Below are 12,870 nucleotides of genomic sequence, written 5' to 3'. Positions count from 1 at the left end.
TAAATTTGCTAAAAATGCTTTTATCCCGCCTCAGCTTTTTATTGATAATATTAGCCGGATTCAGTTCCTGTAAAGGTAGCAACAACCCTGAACCGGATAATCCGGCTGGCAAGCAGCTTCGTGTACTTGGCTATTACCATAGCGGTTCCAACTGGACAATCAACGAGATCGCTCCTCAATTAAATAAATTAACCGATCTGAATCTGGCATTCATTAATCCGGACGCTTCCGGACGTTTTGCCGATTACCCAACGCTTGCTGCATTTGTTAAAGAAGTGCAGCAACGAAAAGTGCGGGTATTTTTCTCCTTCGGAGGAGGCAGTGCACCTGAACACCTGGCCACCCTTGTTCAACCTGCCAATCGAACCACCTTTATTGAAAACATTAAATCCTTCCTGGTTACATACAATTTTGATGGAGTGGATGTGGATCTTGAGAACGAGCTGATAAACGCTGATTATGGTCCATTTGTAAAAGAATTAGCGAGCGCAGTAAAAGGAACAAATAAACTGATATCGGCGGCCGTTGCCCGATGGAATGCTGATCAGATTAACGATGAAACACTGGCACATTACGATTTCCTGAATATTATGTCTTATGATAAAACAGGCCCCTGGAACCTGGACAGACCCGGCCAGCATTCGCCCTACTCCATGGCGGAATCCGATTTTATTTATTTCCGCGATACAAGGCAAATTCCTTCACAAAAACTATTAATCGGTCTGCCATTTTATGGCTATGGATTTGGCACCAATGCACCATCCAGCATGACCTATGGAAATATCGTAAACACCTATCCTGGTGCAGAGTTAAAAGATGAATTGACAATTGAAGGCGGTGGTATGTTGTATTACAATGGAATTCCAACGATTCGTCAGAAAACCGCCTTTGCACTAAAGCAAAAAGCCGGCGGAGTGATGATCTGGCAGATTCGGGGAGATGCCTCCGATAGCCGTTCACTATTGAATACAATTCATGAAGAGAAAACCAAGTAAATCAACCCTATATGTGGACCTGGATAATTGCAACCATTTCACTTTGTCTGGCATTTCTCCTGATTCTGGTTATCAGTATCTATAAGAAAAGAAAATCATTGGCACTTCTCTCGCTGATTCCCCTGGCGCTTTCATTGGTAACAGGAAGCATCTCCTTGTATTTTATTCTGAAAACAACCTATACCAAAGTATCCGGCAAAGTAGAAAAAGCTATGGAGCCAAGAACCGGAGAAACTATCTATACCAGCCTGTTTGGTAAAAGCACCAACACCTGCAGCAAAGTAATCAATTCAAAAGATGCCATTCTCCCGGTTATTGATTGTTGTGTTTGGATTGAATTCACCACCTGCCCGGAAGAAGCCGCCCGTATTCTTGCACAGCATAATTATCAATTTACCAAAATGAACAGGGAAGGAATCCGGTTTGCTGAACCCGGAATCGCAGAAAAACCCAATTGGTTTGCACCGGTTTCCTTAGGAGATTCTGCACTGGTTTATAAAATCAATCTTCCGAAAGAAAAGCGGGAATCCCTTCTCTTTTTATCAACCGACAGCAGCCGCGCCTTTTTTTGCGATATAAAATTCTAGCACTACGGGGTAATCTGCAATTCGTCAAAGAAATTCTCCCATTGGTCAATCTGATTTTCGGAAGCTTCCCGCCTACCCTAAGTTTACCGAAAGTTTTTATATGACCCTCCCCAAAGAACGACTCGCTTATATCGACTGGCTTCGTGCCCTCGCCATCCTGGGTGTGCTGATTTACCATAGTGCACGTCCCTTTATTCCGGATGATCCCTGGCATATCAACAATGCAGAAACCAGCAATCTGTTGGAAGAGTTCAACTTCTTCCTTAGCCGGTTCAGAATGCCCCTGCTGTTTTTCATTTCCGGTTCCGTAACCTGGTTAATGATGAAAAACCGTTCCGTAGGCTCCTTTATTCTCCTACGCTTAAAACGTCTTTTTTTGCCACTGGTTGCCGGTATGCTACTGGTGATTCCTCCACAGGTTTATTTCGAACGGGTTCACCAGGGATACACCGGGAGTTTCTGGGAATTCTACAGCACCCTCTTTCAAAGCGGCCCCTACCCAAAAGGAAATCTTAGCTGGCACCATTTGTGGTTCATCGCCTATCTTTTTGTTTATGACCTGCTATTTGCACCTTTTTTTGCCTGGTGCAAATCCAACAGGGCAGATCAATTCAAACTACAGCTTTCCAAACTGTCTAAAGGCACCCGTATCTATTGGCTGATGGTACCCTCTGTCCTGATTTATTCCGCATTTATTCTAAACTATCCGGGCACCAATGCCCTGATTGATGATCCTCTTTATTTTGTTTACTGGTTATTATTTCTTTTAGCCGGATTTCTTTGCCTGATGGAACCCAAATTCATGGAAAGCCTGGAACGAAACCGTCGCTTATCTCTGAGCCTGGCATTTCTGCTTTTACTCCTCATAAATGCGCTTCGATGGAATGATTTCGACTGGTTTGATGGCACACATGAAACCAATAACTGGTTTACCTATATCTACCTTGCCCGTCAGCCTGTAAATACCTGGTTCTGGATATTTGCACTGGTTGGGTATGGCAGAAGATACCTGAACAAACCGCATGCCTCCATTTCCTATATAAATCAACTCATTTATCCCTTTTATATTTTACACCAGACAATTATTGTTATCCTTGCTTATTACGTTGTTCAAACAACAGACACAATTGCTTTAAAATGGGCCTTCCTTACATTTGCCACCTTCTTCCTATCTCTGCTGATTTTTCATTTATTTATTCGTCCTTTTTACCTGACCCGACTTTTATTTGGTATGAAGACCGATCCAGTCAAATTCAAATCTGGTGAAGAAAACCTCAAAACTATAGTAACTTAACAGAAGTGATTAGGTATGATGCTGATTCAACTTTCCGCTTTTAAAAAAGCTGCCAATCGGCCCTGGTCTGGCAGGAGAATAGGATTTATCCTTTTTTATGCCCTCTTGTCCTATGCCATCGTTCGTTTACTCAATGATGTTATATCAAATACCCGTTTCTGGATAAGGCCAATCGAAACAAACCTGGCAGAAATAACGGGGTGCCTGCTGATCAGTTTTATTTTTGAGTGGGTAGTTGCCAGTTTCCTTCTACAGATGGAAAAGGAGAATAGAGGTATACCAAATCCAACTGCTTCAATCCGTCAGTTTCTTTCACTGACTATTTACCTTGAGTTGGTGGTAATCCTTTTCATTTTCCCATTGGCAGAATTTACAGACGATGGATTGCAATGGTATGATGTGGTCATTTTAAGTTTTGCACCGGTCAGTATGTGGCTGTTTTATTTCAGCGTAAAACAAAGCCAATGGTTTATCCACAAATCCTATGAACAAAACATGCTGTTGGAAAAAATAAACAAAGATCGACTTGAAAATGAACTCCAGTATCTCCGCGCCCAATTCCACCCGCATTTTTTATTTAATGCGCTAAACACCATTTATTTTCAGATTGACGAATCAAATTATGATGCCCGATTTACCATTGAAAAACTTTCAGAGCTTCTCCGCTACCAATTATACGATCAGGATAACAAAGTAGCGCTCGATCAGGAATTCAGACATCTGTCCAATTTTATTGAGTTGCAGAAACAACGATCAAGCGAAGAACTTAAACTCGATTTTCAGTTTCCGGAAAATACGAATGGCCAACAAATCTATCCGCTGCTATTACTGCCTCTGGTTGAAAATGCATTCAAATATGTAGGAGGCAACCCCTTTATTAAAATGAAAATCAGCCTGGAAAATGAGCTACTTAATTTGAACATTCAAAATGCAATTCCACCTATTGCGCACCTGCATAATAAGGGAGGCATTGGTTTAACCAACCTGAAAAAAAGACTGCAACTGCTTTATCCGGAAAAACATCAGTTAACCATTGAAAAAGAAGACGAAACGTTTAGTGCTCATCTTAAAATCGAACTATGAAACTCACCTGTATACTTACTGACGATGAACCGCTGGCCCGTAAAGGCCTTCGCAGTTATATCGAAAAAATTGATTTTCTTCACCTGGTGGCGGAATGTGCCGATGCAGTCAGCCTGAATAATCAATTGAGTAAAACCCCGGTTGATCTGATTTTCCTCGATATTGAAATGCCCTATATCAGTGGCATCGAGTTATTACAATCCCTTTCCAATCCGCCGAAAATTATATTCACCACTGCCTATGAAAAATATGCCCTCAAAGGATTTGAATTGGATGCCCTCGACTATCTTTTAAAGCCCATTTCATTCGACAGGTTCCTGAAATCCTGTAACAAAGCCCGGGACTATTTTGAACTGCAACAGAAAGCGCCGGGTAATGAAGATTTTTATATTAAATCCGAGGGACGTTTCCTGAAACTGGCCTGGAGCGAAATTTTTCTGATGGAAGCAATGGAAAACTATATCGGCATTCACACCCAATCCCAAAAACACATCGTCCATATGACGATGAAACAATTACTGGAAAAGGTACCCGGGCAGTTCATTCAGGTCCATAAATCCAGTATTATCAATATGGATAAAATTTCCGGAATTGCCGGAAACAGTATCCAGCTCGGACACCTGGAAATAACCATGTCCAGGACATTGAAGGAAGAAGTACTCGAGAAAATCGTTTACAATCGACTGCTTAAAAAATAGTTCCCCAACTATTCATTACATTCATTTTACAGAACCTGCTAAACCGTTGTGAAATGAAAAATTATGCCTGGAACATCTTACCCCTTTTCTTTTTGTTTGCCTGTAACCAGCCTGCTGAAAACAGCAACAGGGAAAACCATAAAAGCAATGAGGGCAAAATAGTTGTTTACCAGGTTTTTACCCGCCTTTTTGGAAATACTTCAACTACCAACAAACCCTGGGGTACCATAGAAGAAAATGGCGTGGGCAAATTCAATGATTTTACAGACACAGCCCTTCAGGCCATTCGGCAACTGGGTGTAACTCATATCTGGTATACAGGAGTTCCTCATCATGCGTTAATCCGCGACTATACCGCATATGGGATTTCAAACGATGATCCTGATGTGGTAAAGGGAAGAGCAGGATCTCCCTATTCCGTAAAAGATTATTACAATGTTAATCCGGATCTCGCTGTGGATCCTGCCAACAGACTGGATGAATTCAAAGCTCTGATTAAACGAACTCATCAAAATCAACTAAAGCTTATAATTGATATAATCCCCAACCATGTTGCAAGAAAATATGAATCCGTATCCCGACCGGATAGTGTGGAAGACTTTGGTGTTCGAGACGACCGTTCTGTTGAATACCATCGCGATAATAATTTTTATTACCTGCCCGGAGATAGTTTTCGGGTTCCTGTTGCAAAAGGATATCTTCCTTTGGGTGGCGATCCACATCCATTAAGCGATGGAAAATTCAGTGAGCAACCAGCCAAATGGACCGGTAACGGCAGCAGGCTTCCACAACCAAAACAAGACGACTGGTATGAAGCCGTAAAAATCAATTATGGAATCCGGCCGGATGGCAGCAGGGATTTCGATAGTCTGCCTGCCAATTATGCCAACCTGGGCATCGATGACCACTATACTTTCTGGCAAGGCAAACCAGTACCTTCCTCCTGGAAAAAATTCCGTGATATTGCCCTCTACTGGCTCAATCTGGGTGTAGACGGTTTTCGGTTTGATATGGCCGAAATGGTGCCGGTTGAATGCTGGAGTTACCTGAACTCAACTATAAAAACCAGGTATCCGGCTGCCATTTTATTGGCTGAAGTTTATAATCCATCACTTTACCGCGCCTATATTAATATGGCTAAAATGGATTATCTCTACGATAAAGTTGAGTTTTATGATACCCTGAAACATATTATACAGGGACATGGAAGTGCCGATAATCTCGCGGCCATTCAGAAAAATATGGCAGATATCGAACATCATATGCTGCATTTTCTGGAAAACCACGATGAACAACGAATAGCCAGTCCGGAATTTGCCGGATCTGCCGAAAAAGCAAAACCTGCGATGGTGGTTTCCGCCCTTATTTCCACCTCACCAACCCTGCTTTACTTCGGACAGGAACTGGGCGAACCAGGCGGTGAAAATGCCGGATTTGGAAAGCCCTCCCGAACCAGCATATTTGATTATGTCGGCGTTCCGCATCACCAGCGATGGATGAACAACGGGAAGTTTGATGGGGGACAACTAAGCACTAAAGAAAAAGAGCTTCGTACCTTTTATAAGGAACTACTGAATTTCACCATTCAATCAGCTGTGCTAACAGGTAATTATCAGGAAATTCAATTCTATAACCGGCAACATAATCCCGGCTACCACGATCAACTCTTTGGTTTTGCCCGGTGGGATGAAAAAACTCAATTACTGGTTCTGTCAAATTTTTCAGGGCAACCCTTTAAAGGGAAATTGAAAATCCCTGCCGATCTGCTGAAAAAATGGTCCATAAAGGATGGCAACTACCCGGTTTACCAGGTAGTTTTTGGTAAAAAGCAAGTAAACCTGACCGTTCGTAATGGTATTGGTTCCATTGATGTGGAACTGGCCGGATTGGAATCCCTTGTTGCAATCATTTCAAAATAAATTGTTAGACCGGGTATATCCAACTGCCTCTGTAAGGCCGCTGCAGGAGCGCGTTTGCATCCGGGTCATTCAAAATGATTTCCTTATCCGCATCCCAGATGATACTTCTTCCTGCTTTTGCAGACAATACACCCAATAAGCTCATATTGGTGGAACGATGCCCGATTTCAATATCGCAAACGGGGCGCCGTTTGTTTTCAATTGCTGATAAAAAGTCAGCCCATAATTCTTTTATATTGTTGTTATCAACCGTATGAAGGGTTGGTTTTTCATGTAGTAACGGTTTGTTTTTATCGGAAGGATAAAACGTCCAGCCATCCAGCCAGCCCATATGAAAGGTTCCTTCGGTGCCATAGAAATAACAACCCACATTCGATTTTTCCGCTTCATTTCCTGCATATAAGCGATGTTCCCATACTGCCTGAAAGGATTCGAATTCATAATTCACCACCTGCGTATCCGGCGCATCCGTCGTATCATTTTTAATTTGTCTGGATGCTGTTGAATAAATTTTACGCGGTGCTTTTTCTTCTGTCCACCAGAGTATCTGATCCATCCAATGAATGCCCCAATCACCCAGTTGACCATTTGCATACTCCATAAATTGCCGGAATCCACGGGGATGAATAACCGAATTATAGGGTCGATAAGGTGCCGGCCCACACCAGAAATCCCAATCCAATTCTTTTGGGGCCTCGGAATCGGGAACTTTTTCCCCCGGTCCGCCTCCATAGTGTACAAAGGCCCGTACCATTCCGATTTTACCGGCTTTACCTGAACGCAAAAATTTCATCCCGGAAATATTATGTGGCGAAACCCTTCGATGTGTACCAACCTGTACTACCAGATTCGTATCCCTGGCAGCTTTCACCATTGCCTTTCCTTCATTAATGGTATGCCCAATTGGTTTTTCCACATATACATGCGCTCCTACATGTAAGGCCGCAATGCAAATCAATGGATGCCAATGGTCCGGTGTAGCCACTATTACCAGATCCGGTTTCTCTTTCTGAAGCAATTCCCGATAATCTTTATACTGCTTTGGCTGATCGCCGTTCAGTTTATTGATTTCGGAAGCAGCAGACTTCACATATCGCTGATCCACATCACAGATGGCCACCACTTTGGATGAACCCGCAGCTATGGCTTCCCGCAGAATATTCATGCCCCACCATCCGCAGCCGATCAGGGCAGTTTTATAGCGGGCATATTGCGTTAAATTAATAAATCCGGGAAGTGCCGGAACCAGCATACCGGCAGAAGATAGTTTCAGGAATTTTCGTCGTTGCATCAACAGGCTTTTACAGATGTTGTATTTTCAGGCTATCAAACACGAAGCTATGCCCCTATTCAGTTTTTTAAATTACCGAAAATTGTTTGGAACTATTACAATTAGTTACTGTATCCTTCTACTCCAGGCTTGTTCAGGTCAGCCCACTTATGAACGGATTGGGAAAATTGAGGAACTGGATCCGGCTTTTCGTGAGCTGGTTACTCCCGATGCTTATGCAGAAATCCTGACAGATGGATTTGAATGGAGTGAAGGGCCTGTATGGGTGGCATCAGAGCAAATGTTGCTCTTTTCTGATATCCCCAATAATTCCATTTTTAAATGGACGGAAAAAGCAGGCAAGGAACTTTATTTGAAGCCGGCTGGTTATACCGGACAAACAGCCCGCGGAGGAGAAATGGGTAGCAATGGTTTACTGCTGAATAAGGAAGGCCAATTGATTCTTTGCCAGCATGGCGACCGGCGCATAGCGCGAATGGATGCCCCATTGAATCAACCTGCTCCAAAATTCACCACCCTGGCTGATGGGTATCAGGGTAAAAAATTTGACAGCCCAAATGATGCCGTATTACATCCCGGGGGAGCTATCTATTTCACCGATCCACCTTATGGTCTGGAAAAATTCATAAACGACAGTACAAAAGCTGCTCCCTATCAGGGTGTCTATCGGATACGCACAACCGGAGAAGTGGATTTGCTGGTGGACAGCATTCGCCGCCCGAATGGAATAGGATTTATGCCCGGTGGAAAAACCCTGCTGGTCGCCAATTCCGAATCGGAGAGAGCCATCTGGTATGCCTATGATCTTGGATCAAACGACAGTCTGATAAATGCCCGGATCTTTTTTGATGCCAGTTCCTATGCTAAAACTACTCCCGGCGGACCGGATGGATTTAAGGTCGATGCCAAAGGAAATGTATTTGCTACCGGTCCGGGGGGGATCTGGATTTTTAATTCCGATGGCAAACCATTGGGCAGAATCAAGCTACCGGTTGCAAGCTCAAATTGCGCATTGGCAGATGATGATAAAACACTTTATATAACAGCGGATATGTATCTTTTGAGAGTGAAACTTCGCTAACGGCAACAACTAAACGAAATCATGCAAACATCAGCTAGTACATCCCCTGAATGGTGGCAAAGAGGTCCTTTAGAAGGAATTCTTCCGGTATTTCAACCTGCTGCACATGCCCTGCTGCAGGCAAGAGATGAATTGACAAGTGCATTAAACGAGTATCCGGATAGTCTGCTCTGGCAACCTTTGTATGGTATGGCTTCCGTCGGATTTCATCTGCAACATATTGCAGGTGTTCTTGACCGGTTAATCACCTATGCAAACGGAAACGTTTTATCCGAAGAGCAAATGGACTATCTGAAAGAAGAAGGCAAAGGCGAAGGTAAATTCACCTGTTCTGAATTGCTTTTCCGGATAAAAAATCAGGTTGATCAAACGCTGAATACGCTGGCAAAAATGCAACCGGATGCACCGGAATTAATCCGTACCATCGGTCGTAAAAAAATTCCAACCACTCAACTCGGTCTTGTTTTTCATGCTGCTGAACACATGATGCGACATACCGGTCAGGTACTGGTAACTTCCCGGGTACTAATTGAATTAAATAAACAATCAAGCTGATTCAGGAATGAAAGAATCTTCTACAATTCGCTGGGGTATAATCGGAGCAGGTAAAATTGCGCGCGCTTTTGCAACTGATTTTCAGTACCTGCAAAATGCTGAGCTGGTTGCCATTGCATCCAGGAACCAGAAAAAATCAATTGCATTTGCTGCTGAATTTTCAATACCGGAAGCCATCAATTATGAGAACCTGTTCAATCATCCTGGAATAGATGCCATTTATATCGCAACACCTCATAATTTTCATTTCGAACAGGCCTCACTGGCAATCAGGGCAGGAAAAGCCGTGCTTTGCGAAAAACCGATTACCGTCAATATGTCGGAATATCAGCAACTGATCGCACTGGCAAAACAGGAAAAGGTATTTTTAATGGAAGCCATGTGGTCCTATTTTATTCCCGCATTGCAGGTTGCCAAAAACTGGATTAACAACGGATTGATTGGCGATTTAAAATTGATTCAGGCCGATTTCTGTTTCCCTTCCGAGCCAACGGTGGAACGACTCTGGAACCCGGCCCTGGCAGGCGGTGCCTTGCTCGATATTGGCATTTATCCCATTGCTTTTGCCAATTATTTCATGAACCGTATGCCCGCCTCCATCCGTGCATCTGCCCAATTATCAACCACCGGAATTGACGAACGCACGGGCATTCACCTGGAATATGGAAGCACCAGCGCCAACCTCTATACCTCCATTGTTACAAAAGGCACCAATACCGGCTATCTGTTTGGAACAAAAGGCTATATCAAACTCCCCTCCTTTTGGCGCTCCATTACCATCGAACGTTTCAATAATGAAGATGAACTCATGGAAACCTATAGCGATGGCAGAACCACCCGCGGTTTTCATTTCGAAATGCAACATGTAACGGATTGCTTGCGGCAAGGCTTAACCGAAAGTCCGGTTATGTCTTTCGAACAATCTATGCGGCTGCAGGAAATCATGGGTGAAGTCCGCAAGCAAATCGGATTACGTTTTCCTTTTGAGTAAATTATTTCACCAACACTTCATCCACAAATAACCAGGCAGGTTTTCCTTCGCCGGGATGGCCTTTGGGGCATCCTGGCAACACTTTAGCTGTCACCCTGATATAACGAGCCTGGGTAGCCGAAAATGCAATCCTGAAATCTTCCTGCATGGACCTTGTATCTTCAGCAGCTACTTTATTAATGTAGGTTCCTGCAGTTCTGAATTGTTTTCCGTCAACGGATACCTCCACTGTTAAGGATGTTGGAAAAAAGATCCAGTCTTTATAATGCTGCATACAGCCCAAAACCACTTCCTTAATCGTTTGCTGTTTTTGCAAATCAATGGTAGCAACCATATCCGTTCCGCCGAAGCCATGCCAATATTTTCCTACCTGCTCTGTACCTCTTATGCCATCCGTTAATGAATTGGGGCCATCTGCCATATAGGAATTCGAGTTGGCATACTTATAACGGACATCCATACCCGTAGCCAGGTGTTTTACAAAATGTTGCACCGCCGGCTCATTGCCTTTGGGTTTACCATTTTTAACCGTGATGGCTTTAAGGGTTGCATTGCCTGTGATAGAAACCGGTGCCGTATATAGTGGACTTGCACTGGTTGGATAAGATCCATCCAATGTATAATGAATTTGCGCATCAGGGGCTTCGGTATCCAGTGCAACTTTTAATTGTCCATTACTGATTAATGGCTTTATTCCTACCGTAAAATTCCCTTCGCTGAAACGCAGCCCTTTTTGAGCCAACCCGGTAAAATGATGCTCCAGGCGTAGGCGAAAATCTGTCCAGTTCCGCTTCTCCGGCTGCGACCAAACCACTTCCGCCAGGGCCAGCATTCTGGGTAATAACATATATTCCAAATGCTCTCTGGTTTCAATGGATTCTGTCCAGAGATTAGCCTGCGCCCCCATCACATACTGTGCAAAATCAGTGCCTTTCAATTCAGTTGGAATAGGATCATACGCATAGACTTTTTTAAGAGGATTAAAGCCACCAAAAGCAATGGGTTCTCCAGCCGGACCAGCCTGGTAATGATCAAAATACAGGGGCGAACCCGGCGACATAATAACGGGATGTTTCATTTTAGCAGCTTCAATTCCGCCTGCTTCCCCTCTCCAGCTCATCACTGTGGCACCGGGCGCCAGGCCACCTTCCAGTATTTCATCCCATCCAATAATCTGACGACCCTTTGAATTAAGGTAACGCTCCATGCGTTTGATAAAATAACTCTGTAATTCATTTTCATCTTTCAGTCCCTCTTTTTTCATTCTTGCCTGACATTTCGGACAGGCTTTCCAGGCCGTCTTATCCACTTCATCGCCACCAATATGAATCAATGGAGAAGGAAACAAAGTCAGCACTTCATCCAGCACATCCTGAAGGAATATGAAAGAGCTGTCGTTACCCGGACAATAATTTGTCTGAATGCCTGATGGGTACTGTCCGCCTGTAATCAATGCCTGTTGCTGACCCGTACAGGACAAATGCGGATAGGCAGAAACTGCTGCTACCGAATGACCGGGCATTTCTATTTCTGGTATTATAGTAATTGACCGCTCTGCTGCATAGGCCACTATGTCACGCACCTGCTCTTTAGTATAATACCCACCATAGCTGGCTTTTTCTCCTTGTTGGGCAGCCTTCCGCTCATTCCACGGAATACCCGAACGATCCACCCGCCAGGCAGCCATATCCGTCAAAGCCGGGTATTTATCAATCTGAATCCGCCAGCCCGGATCATCTGTCAGATGCCAGTGAAATACATTCATTTTATAGGAAGCCAGTAAATCGATGATATCTTTCATTGCTTCGGGTGCAAAAAAATGGCGACTAACGTCAATCATTATCCCGCGATACCCAAAACGCGGTTGGTCTATAATTTCCATAACCGGAACCAAAAGGGATGCATTAGTACGAATTGCCGGAAGACACTGAAGAATCGACTGTATCCCATATAACAAGCCGGCTTTTGAATTGGCTGAAAGTTGGATCCGGCCAGATTGAACACTTAACTGATACCCTTCTTTATTCAACGTAGATAGTTGCTTCAAAGAAAGTTCAATAACATTGCTGGTGGCATTACCAATTGGAAGTGTAGATCCACTGAGCCGTTTGATCTGATTATTAAAGTAAGTCCCTGCTGAAACCAACTCAGCATCCTGCCCATTTAATTGGAGGGTGGTAGATGCCAGAATTTGAAATGTACCGGTTCCTATATTTAGCTGCATCGGAGCAGGTATAATCGGCACCTTTTTATTGATCGCCGTTGATTGTGCCATCACCGAACTTCCTATACATACAAGTAATAAACTCCAGAACCAATAATTCCGCTTCATACGATCTAATTATAGAGGCAAATTTAAGCTCCCGGAACAGATCC

11 protein-coding genes are annotated in these 12,870 nt (G+C 43.6%); 9 read left to right on the top strand and 2 right to left on the bottom strand.

Annotation, left to right across the window (positions count from 1 at the left end):
- Nucleotides 1-14 precede the first annotated feature (14 nt).
- The 6 genes from B2746_RS11500 to B2746_RS11475 all read left to right on the top strand — a co-directional run bounded on the left by B2746_RS11500 (nucleotide 15) and on the right by B2746_RS11475 (nucleotide 6,576).
- A complete protein-coding gene (locus B2746_RS11500; RefSeq protein WP_290793778.1) occupies nucleotides 15-995 on the top strand; it encodes a glycosyl hydrolase family 18 protein in 981 nt (326 codons plus the stop codon).
- An 11-nt stretch (nucleotides 996-1,006) separates the two neighbouring features.
- Nucleotides 1,007-1,582 (top strand): hypothetical protein, encoded by a 576-nt coding sequence (locus B2746_RS11495; RefSeq protein WP_290793775.1) that lies wholly within the window; start codon nucleotides 1,007-1,009, stop codon nucleotides 1,580-1,582.
- 100 nt (nucleotides 1,583-1,682) lie between these two features.
- Complete coding sequence (locus tag B2746_RS11490; protein WP_290793773.1) at nucleotides 1,683-2,876, top strand: acyltransferase family protein; 1,194 nt, start codon at nucleotides 1,683-1,685, stop codon at nucleotides 2,874-2,876.
- 15 nt (nucleotides 2,877-2,891) lie between these two features.
- Nucleotides 2,892-3,959: a sensor histidine kinase gene (locus B2746_RS11485; RefSeq protein ID WP_290793771.1), complete on the top strand. Its 1,068-nt coding sequence runs from the start codon at nucleotides 2,892-2,894 to the stop codon at nucleotides 3,957-3,959.
- Complete coding sequence (locus B2746_RS11480; protein ID WP_290793768.1) at nucleotides 3,956-4,657, top strand: LytR/AlgR family response regulator transcription factor; 702 nt, start codon at nucleotides 3,956-3,958, stop codon at nucleotides 4,655-4,657. The genes B2746_RS11485 and B2746_RS11480 overlap by 4 nt, the downstream gene beginning before the upstream one ends.
- 53 nt (nucleotides 4,658-4,710) lie before the next feature.
- On the top strand, nucleotides 4,711-6,576 hold the full coding sequence (locus tag B2746_RS11475; protein WP_290793766.1) for an alpha-amylase family protein: 1,866 nt from the start codon (nucleotides 4,711-4,713) through the stop codon (nucleotides 6,574-6,576).
- Nucleotides 6,577-6,580: 4 nt separating this feature from the next.
- Here the strand turns inward: B2746_RS11475 and B2746_RS11470 are convergent, their stop codons facing one another.
- On the bottom strand, nucleotides 6,581-7,867 hold the full coding sequence (locus B2746_RS11470) for a Gfo/Idh/MocA family protein (RefSeq protein ID WP_290793763.1): 1,287 nt from the start codon (nucleotides 7,865-7,867) through the stop codon (nucleotides 6,581-6,583).
- A 49-nt stretch (nucleotides 7,868-7,916) separates the two neighbouring features.
- Between B2746_RS11470 and B2746_RS11465 the strand changes: the two genes are divergently transcribed.
- Genes B2746_RS11465 through B2746_RS11455 form a run of 3 tightly spaced genes read left to right on the top strand, consistent with a single transcriptional unit; the run spans nucleotide 7,917 to nucleotide 10,494 of the window.
- A complete protein-coding gene (locus B2746_RS11465; RefSeq protein WP_290793761.1) occupies nucleotides 7,917-8,948 on the top strand; it encodes an SMP-30/gluconolactonase/LRE family protein in 1,032 nt (343 codons plus the stop codon).
- 21 nt (nucleotides 8,949-8,969) lie between these two features.
- Complete coding sequence (locus B2746_RS11460) at nucleotides 8,970-9,503, top strand: DinB family protein (protein ID WP_290793760.1); 534 nt, start codon at nucleotides 8,970-8,972, stop codon at nucleotides 9,501-9,503.
- 7 nt (nucleotides 9,504-9,510) lie between these two features.
- On the top strand, nucleotides 9,511-10,494 hold the full coding sequence (locus tag B2746_RS11455) for a Gfo/Idh/MocA family protein (protein ID WP_290793757.1): 984 nt from the start codon (nucleotides 9,511-9,513) through the stop codon (nucleotides 10,492-10,494).
- A gap of 1 nt (nucleotide 10,495) precedes the next feature.
- On the opposite strand, the gene B2746_RS11450 is transcribed toward B2746_RS11455, so the two are convergent.
- Complete coding sequence (locus B2746_RS11450; RefSeq protein ID WP_290793755.1) at nucleotides 10,496-12,826, bottom strand: family 20 glycosylhydrolase; 2,331 nt, start codon at nucleotides 12,824-12,826, stop codon at nucleotides 10,496-10,498.
- Between the last annotated feature and the right edge of the window lie 44 nt (nucleotides 12,827-12,870).

Origin of the sequence: Flavihumibacter sp. UBA7668 (assembly GCF_002483205.1) — a bacterium.
In the GTDB taxonomy this organism is placed as follows: domain Bacteria; phylum Bacteroidota; class Bacteroidia; order Chitinophagales; family Chitinophagaceae; genus Flavihumibacter.
This window is presented reverse-complemented; position numbering and strand designations above follow the sequence as displayed.